14 protein-coding genes are annotated in these 16,907 nt (G+C 63.0%); 8 read left to right on the top strand and 6 right to left on the bottom strand.

Annotated elements, in window-relative coordinates; all coding sequences use genetic code 11:
• Positions 1–17: 17 nt before the first annotated feature.
• Positions 18–605: an NUDIX domain-containing protein gene (locus P3T20_RS30795; protein ID WP_429288768.1), complete on the top strand. Its 588-nt coding sequence runs from the start codon at positions 18–20 to the stop codon at positions 603–605.
• A gap of 70 nt (positions 606–675) precedes the next feature.
• On the opposite strand, the gene P3T20_RS30790 is transcribed toward P3T20_RS30795, so the two are convergent.
• Complete coding sequence (locus P3T20_RS30790) at positions 676–1,830, bottom strand: porin (protein WP_429288767.1); 1,155 nt, start codon at positions 1,828–1,830, stop codon at positions 676–678.
• A 444-nt stretch (positions 1,831–2,274) separates the two neighbouring features.
• Between P3T20_RS30790 and P3T20_RS30785 the strand changes: the two genes are divergently transcribed.
• Positions 2,275–3,384, top strand: coding sequence for an OpgC domain-containing protein (locus P3T20_RS30785; RefSeq protein ID WP_429288766.1), 1,110 nt, complete (start codon positions 2,275–2,277; stop codon positions 3,382–3,384).
• 76 nt (positions 3,385–3,460) lie between these two features.
• Here P3T20_RS30785 and P3T20_RS30780 read toward each other — a convergent pair whose 3' ends face one another.
• Positions 3,461–4,549: an AI-2E family transporter gene (locus P3T20_RS30780; protein WP_074268340.1), complete on the bottom strand. Its 1,089-nt coding sequence runs from the start codon at positions 4,547–4,549 to the stop codon at positions 3,461–3,463.
• Between the two features lie 344 nt (positions 4,550–4,893).
• Between P3T20_RS30780 and P3T20_RS30775 the strand changes: the two genes are divergently transcribed.
• Positions 4,894–5,193 (top strand): DUF3331 domain-containing protein, encoded by a 300-nt coding sequence (locus P3T20_RS30775; protein ID WP_074268339.1) that lies wholly within the window; start codon positions 4,894–4,896, stop codon positions 5,191–5,193.
• Between the two features lie 84 nt (positions 5,194–5,277).
• Here P3T20_RS30775 and P3T20_RS30770 read toward each other — a convergent pair whose 3' ends face one another.
• Positions 5,278–5,703 carry a nuclear transport factor 2 family protein gene (locus P3T20_RS30770; RefSeq protein ID WP_429288765.1) on the bottom strand — a complete coding sequence of 142 codons (426 nt, stop codon included), beginning with the start codon at positions 5,701–5,703 and terminating at the stop codon, positions 5,278–5,280.
• A gap of 843 nt (positions 5,704–6,546) precedes the next feature.
• Between P3T20_RS30770 and P3T20_RS30765 the strand changes: the two genes are divergently transcribed.
• The 3 genes from P3T20_RS30765 to P3T20_RS30755 are packed head-to-tail and all read left to right on the top strand — an operon-like array spanning position 6,547 to position 11,824.
• Positions 6,547–7,128, top strand: a complete 582-nt coding sequence (locus P3T20_RS30765) for a DUF2760 domain-containing protein (RefSeq protein ID WP_429288764.1) — start codon at positions 6,547–6,549, stop codon at positions 7,126–7,128.
• A complete protein-coding gene (locus P3T20_RS30760; RefSeq protein ID WP_429288763.1) occupies positions 7,125–8,972 on the top strand; it encodes an Hsp70 family protein in 1,848 nt (615 codons plus the stop codon). The genes P3T20_RS30765 and P3T20_RS30760 overlap by 4 nt, the downstream gene beginning before the upstream one ends.
• Positions 8,973–8,977: 5 nt before the next feature.
• Positions 8,978–11,824, top strand: a complete 2,847-nt coding sequence (locus tag P3T20_RS30755; RefSeq protein ID WP_429288762.1) for an Hsp70 family protein — start codon at positions 8,978–8,980, stop codon at positions 11,822–11,824.
• 46 nt (positions 11,825–11,870) lie between these two features.
• Here the strand turns inward: P3T20_RS30755 and P3T20_RS30750 are convergent, their stop codons facing one another.
• The gene (locus P3T20_RS30750) at positions 11,871–12,806 is read right to left on the bottom strand and encodes a 2-hydroxyacid dehydrogenase (protein ID WP_429288761.1); all 936 of its coding nucleotides are present in this window, start codon (positions 12,804–12,806) and stop codon (positions 11,871–11,873) included.
• A gap of 142 nt (positions 12,807–12,948) precedes the next feature.
• On the opposite strand from P3T20_RS30750, the gene P3T20_RS30745 reads away from it, so the two are divergent.
• Positions 12,949–14,442 carry a diguanylate cyclase domain-containing protein gene (locus P3T20_RS30745; protein WP_429288760.1) on the top strand — a complete coding sequence of 498 codons (1,494 nt, stop codon included), beginning with the start codon at positions 12,949–12,951 and terminating at the stop codon, positions 14,440–14,442.
• Between the two features lie 26 nt (positions 14,443–14,468).
• Here the strand turns inward: P3T20_RS30745 and P3T20_RS30740 are convergent, their stop codons facing one another.
• Complete coding sequence (locus P3T20_RS30740) at positions 14,469–15,140, bottom strand: response regulator transcription factor (protein WP_429288759.1); 672 nt, start codon at positions 15,138–15,140, stop codon at positions 14,469–14,471.
• On the bottom strand, positions 15,137–16,546 hold the full coding sequence (locus P3T20_RS30735; protein WP_429288758.1) for a sensor histidine kinase: 1,410 nt from the start codon (positions 16,544–16,546) through the stop codon (positions 15,137–15,139). The genes P3T20_RS30740 and P3T20_RS30735 overlap by 4 nt, the downstream gene beginning before the upstream one ends.
• 186 nt (positions 16,547–16,732) lie before the next feature.
• Between P3T20_RS30735 and P3T20_RS30730 the strand changes: the two genes are divergently transcribed.
• Positions 16,733–16,906, top strand: coding sequence for a hypothetical protein (locus P3T20_RS30730; RefSeq protein WP_167379452.1), 174 nt, complete (start codon positions 16,733–16,735; stop codon positions 16,904–16,906).
• Position 16,907: the final 1 nt, after the last annotated feature.

The following is a 16,907-nucleotide window of genomic DNA, read 5'->3' as shown; positions in this document are numbered from 1 at the left end:
GCTTTCAGGAAACCGCCATGAGCAAAACTGCCGACCGTGTACGGGTTGTCGAAGTCAAAGTGCTGTCCGACGACTGGTATGTGCTGAAGAAGACCACCTTCGACTACCAGCGCACAGACGGAAGCTGGCAGCGTCAGAACCGCGAGACCTACGACCGCGGCAACGGCGCCACCATGCTGCTCCACGATCCGGTGCGCCGGACGGTGGTCCTCACGCGGCAGTTCCGCCTGCCGGTCTTCGTCAACGGTCATGACGGGATGATGATCGAGGCGCCAGGCGGGCTGCTGGAAGAGGCGTCGCCGGAGGAGCGCATCCGCGCCGAGGTCGAGGAGGAAACCGGCTACCGCGTGCACGCGGTGCGCAAGATATTCGAGGCGTACATGAGCCCTGGCTCGGTTACGGAGAAGCTGTTCTTCTTTGTCGGCGAGTACGATGCCGCCGCAAAGATCGGCGAAGGCGGCGGTGTTGTCAGCGAGGGCGAGGATATCGAAGTGCTAGAACTGCCGGTCGATGAGGCGCTGGCGATGATCGGGCGTGGCGAGATCGTCGATGGGAAGACGATTATGTTGCTGCAGTATGCGGCGTTGAATGTGTGGAGAGAGTGAGTCCCCGAAAAGTTGCATCGAATGCCGCCTGGCTTGAGATAACGGCCCAGGCACCCGCCACCCATCCCCCTTAAAACTGATGCCGTATCGCCGCCCGCACCGTCACCTGGTTCGATGACGAAGATACCCCCGCCGATCCCGGAATATATGCGTCGTCCAGCACGGTATCGGTCTTGTCGCCCGCCACCTTCTGGTACGCCGCCTGGAAATAGAAGTCCGTTCGCTTGGACAGGTTGTAGTCGGCCATCAGGCCGAACGTGTGATATCTCGGGTTCTCGTTGCCCGAGGTCGCGTCCATCGTGGCCGCCGTGTAGACGTATTGCACGCCGACGAAGAAGGCCGGCGTGAACTGGTATTTGCCATTGACCTCGAAGTTCTGGAACTTGAGCGCCGTCATCGTGCCGCCGTTCGGCGGCGTGATGGCGCCCACGTAGACCGAAGTGTCGGTTGCGGACGGCTGGCCGACGTTCGTGTTCGTATAGGCAAAGCCCACGGTCGCGCTGCCGAACGTGTAGTTGACGCCCCCGCCGAAAATACGCAGCCGCTCCGAGATGAAATTCGCGTCGTCGGTTGCAATGGACCCATCGGCCGTCAGGCCCGGATTGTTCGCTTCGAGATAAGCCGCGCCCACCAGCAGGCCACCGTTCGTGTACTGGCCACCGAGACTATACGTACGGTTGTTGGCAAAGCCGGTTTCGTTGCTGAAGCTGTAGGTGCCGCCGAACTGCAGGCCCGCAAACGACGGGCTCGCGTACTTGACCGTGTTGTTCACGCGGAACGAGTTGTCGGTGTTGTCGTTGTCATAGGGGTGCGAGAGCAGATAGCCGCCCCAGTTGCCGTTGGCCGTGGTCGGCGCGAGATAGTCGACCACCGAGTCGTACTGCCGGCCGAACGTGAGGGTGCCGTAATTGGCCGACGTCAGGCCAACGAACGCCTGGCGGCCGAAGATGCGGCCGCCCTCCTGAAGGCCGCCGCTATTCACATCGAAACCGTTCTCGAGATCGAAGATCGCCTTCAGGCCGCTGCCGAGATCCTCCGAACCCTTCAAGCCCCAGCGGCTGCCCTGCGCATAGCCGCTCTCAAGCTGATAGGCCGATTTGTCGCCCGCGTTACTCGTGTAGTTGATGCCCTCGTCGATCACCCCGTACAGCGTAATGCTGCTCTGCGCGAAAGCAGGCATCGCGAAGGCTGCCGTCACAGCCAGCGCAATCATGTTCTTTTTCATGAAGATCTCCCGGATCTCTTTCCATCAGCCAGCAGCTAGCCAACTTTGAGAAGGCTCTTCTTTTTTTAAGCAGCACTTACATTGAGCTTCAAGTTCACGAGTGATGAAAACGATGCTTGCACACCGATAGCGGGCCGTCCATCGGCACACGTTGAGCCATCGCAAATCGTTGCGAAATGCCCACGCGCAGGCATTCGCATATTGCGTAATTTGACAATTGGGGCTTGGTCGCGAACAGCGTTCGTCCGACGCCGGATCACCCCCAAACGCCGGTCTAGGGAACCCTTGGCCGGATGGCTAACGGCGCAGAAAACACCCGGTTTGCAGACCACTCTCGCACACCTTTTCGTAAGAACATGAAATAATTTCGAAAGAAACCACCCCCGTTGGCAGAACAACAATCTCGGCCGCTGGTCCCGTTTAAAATCCCCTGCGCGGTATGCAATGCAAAAGTCATCCTCCCGTCTGCTCGAACTCGATTTCTTTCGCGGACTGGTCCTGCTGTTTATCGTGGTCGATCACATCGGCGGCAGCATCCTCTCGCGCGTCACGTTGCACGCCTACGCGCTGTGCGATGCGGCCGAGGTGTTCGTATTCCTCGGCGGCTTTGCCACCGCAACCGCTTACGCCACGCTCTCCCTGCGGCGCACCGAGGCAGCCGCGCGCCATCGCTTCTTGCGGCGTTCGCTGGAGATCTATCGGGCCTTCCTCGTCACCGCCGGCTTGATGCTGCTGGTCAGCGCCGTTCTGATCGCCTTCAGCATCGATGCGCCCAATCTGACCTCCGACGATCTCGACGACTTTATCGATGCGCCGCTTATGGCCCTGCGCGACATCGTGCTGTTGCGGCGTCAGCCTTATCTGGCGTCGGTGCTGCCCATGTATGCGCTGTTCGCGCTGAGCGTGCCGCTGGTCCTGCCGCTCGCGCAGCGCCGGCCATGGTGGCTGCTGGCAGGGAGCCTCGCGCTTTGGGCTGCGGCGCCATCCGTGAATGCGTATCTGCCGGCAATCGAAGACGCTCAATGGAATTTCAATCCGCTCGCCTGGCAACTGCTGTTCGTGCTCGGTGTGCTGGCGCGGGTGCAGCCCGTGTATCGGAAGATCAGCTCACACCGCGCGGGATGGTTCGTCAACGTGCTGGCGTTTGGCGTCGCGCTGGCCGCGGCGTACTACAAGCTGTTTATCGAGCAAACGCCGCTCGACGGCAGTTTCAAGCAAAGCCTCTCATGGTTGCGTGCCGGCAATTTTCTGGCGATCGCATGGCTCGTCGCCTACCTGATCCAGCTCGGCTGGGTGCGCAAGCTCGCGCTGTGGCTGCCGTGGGTCGGCATGATCGGACGCAAAGGGTTGATCTGCTTCGTGGCGGGCGCAGTCATTTCGCTCGTCGTCGATTCGCTGCTCTATGCAGCCACCGACGGGTATCTCGACATATCACTTGGGCTTTTGGCCGACGCAATCGCAGTCGGCGCGCTGTTCGCGGTTGCGCGCGTTTGCGAGCCGGTTAAACGGCTGGTGACGCGCTCGACTATCCGGCGCAGTGGAGTGGCCACATAAGCGGGCCGCCGCGGTTAATAGCGGCCGCCGATGTCCCGCCTGGCGAGTGACGACGGGCCCTGTGTTCGTCAGCGCGCTATCGCACCCAGTCCGTCCACAACACCATCAGCACGGTCATCAGCGCGGGACCGATGAACAGGCCCAGCAACCCAAAAGTCTCCGCGCCGCCGAGAATCCCGAACAGCACCAGCAGGAACGGCAAACGGGTCGAATTGCCGATGATCACCGGCCGCACGAGGTGTTCTGCGATGAACACCACCACGAAGCCGAATACAGCAAGCCCGATCGCCCACGCCACCGATCCCTGCGCGAACAGCCACAGCGCCGCGCCGCAGAACACGAGCGGTGCGCAAAACGGCAGCATGGCCGCCACGGCCGTGACGAATCCGAGCAGGATAACGTGCGGCAGGCCAGCGATCTCATAGGCAAGGCCGAGCAGCGCGCCCTCGCCGATCCCCACCACTACGAGCCCGGCCACTGTGCCGCGCACAGCGGAGGCCATCCGTTCGAGAAGCTGCGCGCCGTTGCTGCCGAGGGCGCGGTGTGCCCCCTTGAGCAGCGCGCCGGACAGACGCGGCCCGGCCTGAAAGATCACAAACAGTGTGACCAGCATGAAAGCGAATACCATCAGACCGTGTGCGGCTCGCGCGCCGAAATGGCGGCCGAAGGTCATGACGGCTTCGCCGTGCAGCCCTTTCATGGCGGGCGACTCGCGTAGCGGCTGGGTAAGGTTCGCCTGCCACCATTCTGTGATCTGCGGTGCGCCGAACGGCAGATGCTGGACGATGTCCGGCATCGCGATGCCGTTTTCCTGCACGTTCTTGATCCACTCGATCACATCGTGCGCTTCATGGCTGGCCTGCCCGATTCCCATTGCCACCGGCAACACGACCAGCAATGCAATCGCCACCGTCAGGACGGCGGAGATCAGCGTGGTGCGTCCGGACAGCCAGCTGTGGCTTTCGATTTTGCGTAGCACCGGCCACAGGGCGATGGCAATCACGCCGGCCCAGCCGACTGCCGGCAGGAAATCGCGGATGACCCACAAGGCCAGCAGCACCAGGGCGGCGTATAGCAGTGCGGTTGCCGCCTGCTGCATTTTCCGGCGGCTCGGCGGATCCAGTTCCGGGGGTGTTGGAGATGCTGCGGGTGGGCGTGTGGCCATGTAACCTCAGGGAGATGTGCACGCGAGCCGACCGGAAAAACGCAAACCCGTTAAACTAGCCCCGGCTCTGCTCGTCAATGTTCACATCTTAAAGGAAGCGCTCGAGCCCTTCCGTTACATCATCTACCCCCGCTGTCCGTCGCGCTGCGATCAACACTGCGTTGCAAAAATTCGCTCTATAGAAAAAGCACGCTCTTAACTGCCCGCAAACCCGCGTCTTTTCGTATCCCCACTGAAGTCAAGTGGCATTATTGCTAATTCAAGAACAGTGTTTCAACCGGCGCACAATGGCTCTAAGGCCCGCGCAGGAATACATTCGGCACACCACATATACGGAGCCGACGATGAAGACCATAGAGTCCTTGCCACTTGACGGTGCCAACGGCGTACGCATCGAGATTCTTGAGCGCTCTGATACCACGCTTGTGATTCGCTGGGTTGAGCCGGGTCGTTGTCATTACGGCGAGCAGCGGTGGCGGCGGCGGTCTGCTCATACTTCCGGCACTTGCGCTGTGTCAAGGCGGAAGATTCGGCGGGGCGATGCAGTGTTTAAGCCGGCTGAGCGGCCGGCGCCTTCTAATGCTGCCGCTATGATTTCTGTTGAGACTTTGTGTAGTTTGGTTGGAGAGTTGAAGGCGGCTTGAGGTTGGGCGTGCAACTATTGCACGTGGATTGTTCTCGCTATTTCCCGGTGGTGTTTCGCGGTTTCGGGCTTTGTACGCGCCGGCTCAGTGTTTGTATCCCTGACGCGCCAGCAGTTTCCATACACCGTCGCGTTTTTGCCAGACCATCAACTGTTCGAGCTCGACCTCGCCCACCTTGCCTCCGCTCTCCACCGTGCCCGAAAAGTGGTCGCGGACAATCGCATCGTCTCCTGCTAGCGTCGTCTTCGTGTTGCTCAAGTCGATTCTTCGATACCGTGTCCCACCGCTCACTATCGTCTGGATGAAGACCGTCTGATCCTGTACGGCGCCATTCGAGTGGCCGTAGCTCAAGGCCTCCGATGTCACCGCTTTCATCTCATCCGCATTGCCAGCCAGCATCGCTGCGTTCAAACGCTGTACCGCGGCGCTGACGCCGGCTTCGTCCGCTGTCTCCGCTATCGCACTCATGCACGCAAGGCTCAGTAGTGCCAGGCAAATTATTCTTTTCATCAATGGATACTCCTCGAAGCACACGTGTCGATTTTTTCATGCACGATCCGCTTACCCTCATCATCGAAACTTCGTTAATCCACGCCTCGATGGTGCCGCCCACTATACCGAACCCCGCTCAGGCGTTCAAGAAAACGCTCGAGACATCTGGTGGCCACACTCGAGCAGCATACTAACTGGTTGCGGACGCAAGCTTTGCGCGAGTGGTGAGAGAACTATAGATTGAAACGGAGCACTCGTTCGGGATGCTCGCTTCGTCACAAGGTAAGTGAAAGCGCGGCTTGGCGCGCTATCGGGTCGCTGTCGGCGAGGCGCGCCAGGCGCATCGCGAAGCCGTTGAAATGAAGTCCGCCTCGCGCGCCGATGAGCAGCGCGGGCGTGCTTCGCAATGAGGTACCGGCCAAACATCTACGACCGGTTGCGTCCGAGACCAGCGCGGCCCGGGGGTGAACTGCGGCGCCGACCGCCGCGTGACCAGCCAGTTACGAATGCGCTCACATGATATCGGCGAACCCAGCAGATACTTCATGAGTAATTTCCCGATCTTGACGCAGCCCGCACTCCAGGTCGGTAAAATTTGCACTGCGTTGCAGCATGCAGAACGTCTCATTCCCACGTTCGAGGCCATTGCCCGGGCTAGTCTCACCCGGAAGGTAAAATGCGAGTCGAGGCCCCGATGGGCCATGCCCAATCCGGGCCGCCAATTCAACCGATGTGCGAGCCGGCCCATGCTGCTTCGCACATCGATGTCCGCAACCCGATAACCCGCGGCGACCCTGGCCAGATCCGGCGTTGCCCAAGGGCTGCTCGTCCTTTTGACAGAGCCCCTCAGGAGCCACTTTTATGACCGACTCGAACGTGTCTTTCCTCGGCAGGATTTCGCTGGCCGTCGGAACGTTCTTCAGCATTCTCGGCGACGGCGAGTTCGCCGCCCGCGTGCAGCGCCTGCGCAGCGGCGCGCCCACAGCAGCACCAACGGCAGCACCAGTTGCAGCGCCAGCACCTGCGCCCACCCCGCAACCTGCCGTTCCCGCCCTGAAGCAGGCAAGCCCGGACGCTGCCCTTCAGCTACTAGGCTTGCTGCAGCGCGATGCGCGTTTTATCGACTTCGTCGAAGAAGACGTGGCGGGTTACTCGGATGCGGACATCGGCGCCGCCGCCCGCGTCGTGCATGGAGGCTGCCGCACGGTGCTGCGCGAGCATTTCACGATCCGTCCCGTGCGCGAAGAGGCCGAAGGCAGCCGTGTGACGCTGCCCGAAGGGTTCGACGCCACCGCCGTCCGTCTGACCGGCAACGTGGTCGGCAAGGCGCCGTTTACCGGCAGCCTGAGCCATCGCGGCTGGCGCGTTCAGGACGTGCGGCTGCCGAAGCTCGCCGCGAGCCATGACACCTCCATCATTGCAGCGGCCGAGGTGGAGCTATGAGCGATCCGCGCTATTCGATCGGCATCGATCTGGGCACAACCCATTGCGCCCTCTCGTACGTCGACTTCGCCACCAGCGACGGCGAAAAGACCACTCAGGAAATCCTGCCGGTCACGCAACTCACCGCGCCGGCCACGATCGACAATCTGCCGCTGTTGCCCTCGTTCCTCTACCTGCCGCATCCGAGCGAACTGGCGCCGTTCGACCTCGGTTTGCCGTGGACCGGCGAGCGCGACTTCGCTGTCGGCGAAATGGCGCGCAGCCGCGGTGCCGGCACGCCGATCCGTCTCGTGTCGAGCGCGAAAAGCTGGCTGTGCCATCCGGGCGTCGACCGTCGCGCCGCGATTCTGCCCAACGATGCGCCCCCCGAAGTAGCACGCGTGTCGCCGCTCGAAACCTCGATTCGCTACCTCACACATCTGCGCGAAGCGTGGGACCATGCCCATCCCGACGCGCCTTTCAGCGAGCAGGAAATTACCGTCACGATTCCCGCGTCGTTCGATCCGGCCGCGCGCGAATTGACCGCCGAGGCTGCGCAGGCCGCGGGTTATGCAGGCATGACGCTTCTGGAAGAACCGCAGGCCGCGCTCTATAGCTGGATCCAGAAGAGCGGCGGCGAGTGGCGCAAGCAGGTCCGAGTGGGCGATATCATCCTCGTCGTCGACGTGGGCGGCGGCACTACCGACCTGTCGCTGATCGCGGTAGTCGAGCGTGCAGGCAATCTCGAACTGCATCGCGTCGCCGTGGGCGAGCACATCCTCCTCGGCGGCGACAACATGGACCTCGCCCTCGCCCACGTGGTGGCGCGCAAACTGGCCGCCCAGGGGACGCAGCCTGACCCGTGGCAACTGCGCGCGCTGACCTACGCCTGCCGCGCGGCCAAGGAGACGCTCCTCACCGACGCCGCCACCGACGCGGTGCCGCTCGTTGTACCGAGTCGCGGCGCCAAGCTGATCGGCGGCTCGATCCGCACCGAACTGACCCGCACGGAACTGGCGCAGACGATCCTGGATGGGTTTTTCCCGCTGGTCGAAAGCAGCGCCCGTCCGGTGAGCCGGGCCCGCGTCGGCCTCACGCAACTGGGCTTGCCGTACGCGCAGGACGCGGCCGTCACGCGTCATCTGGCGGCGTTCCTCGGCCGTCAGGTTGCAGCGCTCGCCGAACTCGACGGTCTGCAAAGCGCGCAGCCGGAAGGCGCGAGTTTCCTGCATCCCACCGCGGTGCTGTTCAACGGTGGCGTGTTCAAGTCGCCGTTGCTGGTCGAGCGCATTCTGCAGACCCTCAACGGCTGGCTTGCCGCGGAAGGCGCCGCGCCTGCGCGTCTGCTCGAAGGTGCGGATCTCGATCTCGCCGTTGCGCGCGGTGCGGCTTACTACGGCTACGTGAAGCGCGGCCAGGGCGTGCGGATTCGCGGCGGCATCGCGCGGGCTTTCTATATCGCGGTCGAATCCGCCATGCCCGCCGTGCCGGGACTCGAACCGCCGGTGCAGGCGCTGTGCGTCGCGCCGTTCGGCATGGAAGAAGGCACCGAGGCGGAATTGCCGGCGCAGGAGTTTGGGCTCGTCGTCGGCGAGCCAGTGCACTTCCGCTTCTTCGGTTCGTCCGTGCGGCGTCACGACCAGGTGGGTACGCTGCTCGACTACTGGTCGCCGGAGGAATTGCAGGAGCTGGACGAGATTCAGGCCACGTTGCCGCCCGAAGGCCGCAGCCCCGGCGAGATCGTGCCGGTGAAACTGCATGCGCGCGTCACTGAAGCCGGCACGCTCGAACTGGAAGCCATCCCGCGCGGCACGGGCGAGCGGTGGAAAGTCGAGTTCGATGTGCGTGGCAACGCCAACGTTTGAACGCGATGAAGCAGTACCTCGTCGGGATCGATCTGGGCACCAGCAACACGGTCGTCGCGTATGTCGAGGCGGGGTCCGGGGACATTCGCGTCTTCGAGATCGAGCAGCTCGTCGGTCCCGGTGAGGTAGCGGCACGACCGCTACTGCCGTCGGTGCGTTATCACGCTGCGCGCGGCGAACTGAGCGACGGCGATCTGCAGTTGCCGTGGTCCACTGCTGCGCCGGATGCTGCAAAGGCTGCGAATATCGCGCACGCTGCGCATGCTGCGAACAGGCACACTCTCAGCGCGAACAGCGCGGAAACGCATCGCGCCGTGATCGGCCGCCTCGCGCGCAGCCTCGGCGCTCAGGTGCCGGGGCGCCTCGTCGCAAGCGCGAAAAGCTGGCTGTCGCATGCATCGGTGGATCGCACAGCAGCGATTCTTCCGTGGGGCGCCGGCGACGACATCGACAAGGTATCGCCCGTCACCGCCAGCGCCAGCTATCTGGCCCACGTGCGCTCCGCGTGGAATCATCGCTTTCCACATGCGCCTCTCGAACAGCAGGACGTGGTGCTCACTGTGCCCGCCTCGTTCGACGACGGTGCTCGCGCGCTGACGCTCGAAGCAGCCCGCATGGCGCATCTGCCCAAGCTGCGTCTGCTGGAAGAACCGCAAGCAGCCTTCTACGACTGGCTGTTCCGGCACCGCAGCTCGCTTGGCACTGAGCTCGCCGAAACGCGGCTCGTACTGATCTGCGACGTGGGTGGTGGCACGACCGACTTCACCCTGATCAAGGTGCAGATGCAGGACGGTCAGCCCCAACTCACGCGCGTCGGCGTGGGCAACCACCTGATGCTCGGCGGCGACAACATGGACCTCGCACTGGCGCATCTCGCCGAGAGCCGGCTGTCGACGCCACAGTCGCGGCTATCGGCGGCGAGCCTCTCGCAGCTCGTCGAGCGCTGCCGCGCCGCGAAAGAGCAACTTCTGGGGCCCGCGGCGCCAGACTCTGCATCGATCACGTTGCTGGGTACGGGTTCGAAGCTGATCGGCGGCGCGCGTACGGTGGAGATCACGCGCGCGGAAGTCGAGCAGATAGTCGTAGATGGCTTTTTCCCCGCCGTTTCCGCAGATGCGCGGCCGGGGCGCCCGCGCGGCGCCATCGTCGAATTCGGCTTGCCTTACGCGAGCGACCCGGCAATCACGCGGCACGTCGCGGCGTTTCTGGGCCGGCTCGCGACACAGTCGCGAGAAGCGTTGGGTTCATCAGTGGCCGCTGACGAAAGCGAAAACACATTGCCCGTGCCCGACACGTTGCTGCTCAACGGCGGCGTATTCCGCGCCGAGGCGCTTACCGAACGTCTCGACGCCACGCTGGGCACCTGGCGCGGCAGACCGCTGCAGGTCCTCCACAACGACAACCCCGACGTAGCCGTGGCACGCGGCGCGGTAGCCTACGCACTCGCCCGTGCCGGCCAGGCGCCGCGGATCGGCGGCGGCTCGCCACGCAGCTACTTCCTGGTTCTGGAGGAAGACCCGCAAACGCTGCGCGGGGTGTGCGTACTGCCGCGCGGCACCGAAGAAAGCCGCGAGATTCACCTCGCCGACCGCACCTTCGCACTACGGCTCGGACATCCTGTGCAATTTCATCTGGTGTCCTCTGTATCGGACACCGCGTGGCAACCGGGTGACCTGGCCGAACTGCCCCTCGGCGAATTCGTGCGCCTGCCGCCTATCGCTACGGTCGTCGCCCCACGCGGCTCGGGCCAGGCGGCAGAAACACCGGTTCAGCTCGCCGCTTCGCTCACCGAAGTGGGCACGCTGGAAATGCACTGTATCGATGCCAGCGACGCCACACAGCGCTGGCTGCTCGAATTCCAGCTGCGCCGCGGCGAAGCCAAAGTCACCGTGTCCGGCGAAGCGCCGCACCCGGCCCTGCCCAAAGCGCTCGAACTGATAGACCGCGCCTTCGGCTCGCGCTCGCAGAAAGTCGACTCCAGGGAGGTCAAGCGCACACGGGCCGAACTGGAACAGGTCCTCGGTCCACGTGCAAGCTGGAACAGTGCGCTGCTGCGCGAACTGTTCAACGCGCTGTGGGAACGTGCGAAACGCCGGCGCCGCTCGGCGGATCACGAGCGTCTCTGGCTCAATCTGGCCGGGTATTGCGTGCGTCCCGGCTTCGGCTATCCGCTCGACGAGTGGCGTGTCGAACAACTGTGGTCGCTCTTCGACGACGGCATTCAGTACATCAACGACAGCCAGGTCTGGTCGGAGTGGTGGACGCTGTGGCGGCGCGCAGCGGGCGGCCTGGGCGAGAGCGAACAGCTCGATGTGCTCGACGCGGCCGCCTTCATGCAGGCCGCCGGCACGGCGCGCTCCAAACTACCGTTCGATCCGGCGAAGTCCGGTTACGCCGATATGGTGCGCCTCGAAGCGTCGCTCGAACGCGTGCCTGCGGAACGCAAGATCGAACTCGGTGCGCGACTGATCGAGCGACTCGCGAAGCCGTCCGAGAATCATCAGGGATGGTGGGCCGTCGGCCGTATCGGTGCGCGTCGGCCTTTCTATGGCAGCGCGCATAGCGTCGTTCCGCCGGACATTGCAGAGCAATGGCTCGAGACGATTCTCACGCTCGACTGGCGGAAGGTCGAACCGGCCGCATTCGCTGCCGTACAGATCGCTCGCATGACGGGTGACCGGTCGCGCGATCTGTCTGCAGAAATCCGCGCGAGCGTCATCAAACGACTCGAAACCGCGCACGCGCCGGCCAACTGGATCGCGATGGTCCGCGAGACGGTCGAACTCGACGAAGCCGATGAGGGACGCGTCTTCGGCGAGTCGCTGCCGCCGGGGCTCAAGCTGATTGGCTGAACGGCGGCGCGTATCGAGGGCCGCCGTTCACTCATGGCTCCATAGCTCAGATCGGCGTCAACACCTTGTCGCCCGCGAAATGCCGCGCTGCATTGTCGAGAAAGTTCTGCAGCGACGCCGCGATCGCCTCCGGCGACCTGCCGCCCACATGCGGCGTCAGCACGACGTTGCGTAGTCCGATCAATGCTTTTGGCGGATCGGGCTCGCCTTCATAGACATCGAGGCCGGCTCCTGCGATTGTTCGGGCGCTCAACGCCTCGGCCAACGCCGCCGTATCGACGACACTGCCGCGCGAGACGTTCACGAGGAAACCGTCCGGCCCCAACGCCTCGAGCACCGCCTTGTCGATCAGATGCCGCGTGCCCGGCCCACCTACCGTCGTGACGACGAGGAAGTCGCACCACTGTGCGAGCGCCGTGACACTATCGAAGTAGCGGATCGGCTCGCTTTCGCGCGGCTTACGGTTGTGATACCCCAGTTCCATATCGAACCCTGCCCCGCGCTTCGCCACCTTGCTGCCGATATGGCCCAGCCCGAGCACGCCCAGCCGCTTGCCCGACACACCTGGATGCATTGGCAGTGTGTCGCGCCAGACGCCCTGGCGGGTCGCCTGATCGAGCTGCGGCACATCGCGCACTACTGCGAGCAGCAGCGCGAAAGCGTGATCGGCGACACATGCGGCGTTGGTCCCCGCGCCATTGGCCAGGACGATATTGCGGCTGCGTGCATGGTCGATAGCAATGTTCTCGTAGCCGGCGCCGAGCGCGCTGATGAATTCCAGCCTGGGCATCCGGTCGATTTCTTCAGCTGTCAGGCCCGTGGTGCCGTTGGTCAGGACTGCGCGCACCTTCTCGCCGTGCGCGGCAATCGCTTCCGTACGCGTGCCCTCATCGGGGGCATAGATGACCTCATAAGCAGACTTGACGCCAGCAAGACTGGCGTCCTTCAGAAGAATCAAAACCAGCAGGTAAGGTTTTGTCATGGCCTGAAACGGTTGTTTGAGGGGGAACTGCGACGCGGGAAAGTGTAACAAGGCTCCTGAAGGCGTGCTGGCGGGCGCTTGCTACATGCTTCTCTGCCCGAGTTCCCCTTAAAATAGCGGCACTCTCGAATACGGATTGCTCATGCTGGATACCCTTGGTGCTGAAGACACGCCGCGCGGCGACGCGCAGCCGAGCGACGACTCGGAAATGTTCGAGCTGGCGCCTATTTCGCTCTGGCTGGAAGACTTCAGCGAGGTGCGGGCACTGTTCGACGCCTGGCGCTCCGAAGGCGTGACCGATCTGCGTGTCCATTTCCGCGATCATCCCGAGCGGGTGGCGCAATGCGCGCACAGCATCCGTGTCATCAAGGTCAACCGCAAGACGCTGACCATGTTCGAAGCGGACAGCCTCGCCACGCTTACCAGCAATCTCGGCACCGTGTTCCGCGACGACATGCTGAAGACCCACCTCGAAGAGCTGTGCCAGTTGTGGACGGGCGCACCAGGCTTCACGAGCCAGACCGTCAATTACACGCTCGGTGGCCGGCGGCTCGACGTGCTGCTCAAAGGCGCCGTCCTGCCCGGCCACGAAGAACGCTGGGACCGCGTGCTGGTATCGCTCGAGGACGTCACCGAACTGGAAGGCGCCCGTCATCGTCTTTCGCACGCCGAAGAATATGCGCGCGGCCTGTTCGAAGAATCGCCGGTGTCGCTCTGGGTCGAGGATTTCAGCGCCGTTAAACGTTTGCTGAACGAAGCACGTGCAGCAGGTATCGCGGATTTTCGGGTGTTCACAGACGTCCATCCCGAGTTCGTCGAACGCTGCATGCAGGAAATCCACGTGCTCGACGTGAACCGGCACACGCTCGCCATGTTCGCGGCACCGGACAAGCAGACCCTGCTATCGAGGCTGCCGGATGTGTTTCGTGACGACATGCGCCCGCATTTCCGCGAGCAGTTGATCGACCTGTGGGACGGCAAGCTGTTCCAGCAACGCGAGGTTCTCAATTACTCGCTGGATGGCAGCGAGGTGCACGTCCTCCTGCAATTCTCGGTACTGCCCGGTCATGAGCGCGATTGGGATCTGGTGCTGGTCGCCCTCACCGATATCACCGCGCGCAAGAAAGCCGAAGCGTATCTGGAGTTTCTCGGCAAGCACGACGTGCTGACCAAGCTGCGTAACCGCTCGTTCTATGTCGACGAACTGAACCGGCTCGAGCGCAAAGGCCCGTTCCCTGTCACCGTCATCATGGCGGATCTGAACGGCCTGAAGCGGATCAACGATCAACTGGGCCACGCTGCCGGCGACGCACTTCTGCGACGTGCCGGCGAAGTACTGGCAAAAGCGCTGGAAACGCCGTTTCACGCAGCGCGGATCGGCGGCGACGAATTCGCGATTCTGATGCCCAATACCGACGAGCGTGGTGGCGCCGCGATGATCGACACGATCCGACAACTGGTGGAAATGAACAATCAGTTCTACCCAGGTTCGGTATTGAGCTTCTCGATGGCAGCGGCAACCTGTCATCACGGTGAACGGCTGGAGGCCGTCGTGCAGCGGGCGGACCTGCTCATGTACGACGAAAAACGCGCGTTTTACGCCAGCCAGATCCAGGCTGGTTCGAGCGAGGACTGAGGCAAAGACAAAGACTTAGAAGCCGGCTAAGCGCCCGCCTTGCCCAGCATGACGGTCCAGCCGAGGCCGCGCACGTTGCGGATCACGTCTTGCCCGAACTTTTTTCGCACCGAGTGGATCAGCACGTCGACGGCATTGCTCTCGACCTCCTTGCCCCATCCGTACAGCTTGTCTTCGATCTGGGCGCGCGAGAAGATCGTGCCGGGGTGCTCCAGCAAGGCATGCATCAGCGCGAATTCGCGTGCGGAGAGTGCGCCGACCTTGTCGCCGAACGTAAGCGTGCGCTGGTCGAGATTAAGGCTGATGGTGTCGTCACCGAGCCGCGATACGGCATACCCCGCCTTGCGGCGGAGCACGGCGCGAATTCTCGCCAGTAGTTCGCCCACTTCGAAGGGCTTGAGCAGATAGTCGTCCGCACCAATATCCAGACCTTCGATTCGCGAGTCGAGGTCGTCGCGTGCGGTCAGAATCAGGACCGGCACGGGATTGCCGCTGGCTCGCGCCGAGCGCAGCAGTTCGATTCCCGACAGCCCGGGCAAACCCAGATCGAGCAGTACGACCGTGTATTCGGCCGCGTCCATTGCCGCGCGCCCGGCGATGCCGTCGCGCACCCAGTCGACGCTATAGTCCGCATCCTTGAGTGCGCGCATCAGGCTTTGCCCGATCTGCAGATCGTCTTCAACCAGAAGGACTCTCATACGTCTCTCCCATGCAGGTAGCGGGTCGCCCCCGTTGCTTGAGCCAGCTTGCCCGTCGTTGTTCCAGCACCGTGGCCGGAGGCTCCCGTGCACATCTCTGCCAGCGGAAAACTGACCGCAGCGACGATTCCCGAGCGGCCATCGCTGCGGTTGCGAATCTGTGCATCGCCGCCGTATTTCTGGGTGATCGACCTGACGATCGACAGCCCGAGACCGGTGCCTTCGATATCCAGATTGGCCCGAAAGAAGCGGTCGAACACACGCGGCAACAACTCCGGCGCGATGCCTGGTCCTGTATCCGTTACTTCGACCCACAGCATAGTGCCTTCCGTGCGCATCCGCAGATCTATCGTGCCGCCATCCGGCGTGTAGCGGATCGCATTGCTCACCAGATTTTTGACGGCGATGGCGACATCTGCAGCGGACGCCGCGACCCTGTCCTGCACCATCTCTTCCGCGCCAATATCTATCCCGCGCGCCGCGGCGATCGGCAACACATCGGAGACTGCCTGGACCACGATCTCCGAAACATCGGTCGGCTCGATCGTGCTGCCGGACAAAGGTGCATCCGCCCGCGCGAGCCGCAATAGTTGTGCGATCAACGCACTGCTTCTGCCGATCCCGCTTCGCAATTCGTTGAAGCGCTCCTGATTGCCGGGGACGATATGCGGCTGCAGGTTATCGGCCTGCAACTGCAACGCGGTGAGCGGGGTGCGCAGTTCATGCGCGGCATCCGCAATGAACTTCCGTTCCGCTTCGATCGACTGTGCGAGACGCCCGATCATCCGGTTGATCGAATCGACGAAGGGCTGCAGCTCGCTCGGCACGCCCGCCGATGGCAACGGCCTCAGGCGCGACGCGTCGATCTCCTGCACCTCGTTGCCGAGCTGGTTCATCTTGCGGAACGACACTCGCACGATCAGCAGCACCGCGCCGAGCACCAGCGGCAGCAGCACGAGCGTCGGCCACAAGGTCGTCAGCGCCGCTTCGCGTTCCAGCTCTTCGCGTACGGATGAGCGTTGCGCAACCTGGATCAGGCTTCCGGCGTCGCGCAACGTGTAGATTCGCCAGCGCTCGCCGTTGACGTCATCCGAACTCAAACCTGCGGCGGCGTCCTGCGGCAGCTGCAACGATGGATCGGTCGAACGCAGCGGTACCTCGGCACCCGGCTTGCGGATCGTGATCACGATATCGCGGCTGGGCTGCGAACCACGCGCGGGTGTCGCCGGAATCGAGTCCGCCAGTCCATTGCGCATGCGCACGGCGACCTGCTCGAGCCGCAGATCGAGGAGCGCACTCATCCCCGAGCGGCACAACTGATAGGAACTGATGCCTTGCGCGATCGCCGCGGCGCTGACCAGCAGGCCGAGCGCGATCGCAAGGTTATTTCTCAGAGAAGATTTCATTTGACTTCGCCAGCGGCAAGCCAGCCCGTTCATTACCGTCACCGGCGCATTTAAGTGCGTACCGGGGAGATCTCGCGCCAGACGGCACAAGCTCGGGTATCACGCTCATTTTCGCCTCATTTTCATCCACGAAGATAGGTCATCCGAATCAACGATTCGCCTGATCCGACCGAGAGGATGTTCATCATGTTTCCGCTTTTCAACCACCCTGCCACCGCGAGCGCCACTTATGCCGAAGCCGCGGTTCAGCCTGTTAAACCGGTCCGCGCGCCCGAAAACGACACAACGGCCACCGAACAACCCGCCACGTACGACGAATTGTTGCCCTATCTGATGCTCGCCATGGCCAGTGGCGTTTGAG

The organism is Paraburkholderia sp. GAS206C (genome assembly GCF_050435645.1).
GTDB classification, from domain to species: Bacteria; Pseudomonadota; Gammaproteobacteria; order Burkholderiales; family Burkholderiaceae; genus Paraburkholderia; species Paraburkholderia phenazinium_B.
The sequence above is the reverse complement of the archived record's forward strand: the minus strand, read 5'-3'. Positions and strand labels throughout refer to the sequence as shown.

What these genes read in the sequence shown, in the direction of transcription:
- P3T20_RS30775 (WP_074268339.1), top strand. Translation starts at nt 4,894, where the DNA reads ATGAAGACCATAGAGTCCTTGCCACTTGACGGTGCCAACGGCGTACGC.
- P3T20_RS30770 (WP_429288765.1), bottom strand. Translation starts at nt 5,703, where the DNA reads ATGAAAAGAATAATTTGCCTGGCACTACTGAGCCTTGCGTGCATGAGT.
- P3T20_RS30795 (WP_429288768.1), top strand. Translation starts at nt 18, where the DNA reads ATGAGCAAAACTGCCGACCGTGTACGGGTTGTCGAAGTCAAAGTGCTG.
- P3T20_RS30780 (WP_074268340.1), bottom strand. Translation starts at nt 4,549, where the DNA reads ATGGCCACACGCCCACCCGCAGCATCTCCAACACCCCCGGAACTGGAT.
- P3T20_RS30755 (WP_429288762.1), top strand. Translation starts at nt 8,978, where the DNA reads ATGAAGCAGTACCTCGTCGGGATCGATCTGGGCACCAGCAACACGGTC.
- P3T20_RS30735 (WP_429288758.1), bottom strand. Translation starts at nt 16,546, where the DNA reads ATGAAATCTTCTCTGAGAAATAACCTTGCGATCGCGCTCGGCCTGCTG.
- P3T20_RS30750 (WP_429288761.1), bottom strand. Translation starts at nt 12,806, where the DNA reads ATGACAAAACCTTACCTGCTGGTTTTGATTCTTCTGAAGGACGCCAGT.
- P3T20_RS30760 (WP_429288763.1), top strand. Translation starts at nt 7,125, where the DNA reads ATGAGCGATCCGCGCTATTCGATCGGCATCGATCTGGGCACAACCCAT.
- P3T20_RS30745 (WP_429288760.1), top strand. Translation starts at nt 12,949, where the DNA reads ATGCTGGATACCCTTGGTGCTGAAGACACGCCGCGCGGCGACGCGCAG.
- P3T20_RS30785 (WP_429288766.1), top strand. Translation starts at nt 2,275, where the DNA reads ATGCAAAAGTCATCCTCCCGTCTGCTCGAACTCGATTTCTTTCGCGGA.
- P3T20_RS30790 (WP_429288767.1), bottom strand. Translation starts at nt 1,830, where the DNA reads ATGAAAAAGAACATGATTGCGCTGGCTGTGACGGCAGCCTTCGCGATG.
- P3T20_RS30730 (WP_167379452.1), top strand. Translation starts at nt 16,733, where the DNA reads ATGTTTCCGCTTTTCAACCACCCTGCCACCGCGAGCGCCACTTATGCC.
- P3T20_RS30740 (WP_429288759.1), bottom strand. Translation starts at nt 15,140, where the DNA reads ATGAGAGTCCTTCTGGTTGAAGACGATCTGCAGATCGGGCAAAGCCTG.
- P3T20_RS30765 (WP_429288764.1), top strand. Translation starts at nt 6,547, where the DNA reads ATGACCGACTCGAACGTGTCTTTCCTCGGCAGGATTTCGCTGGCCGTC.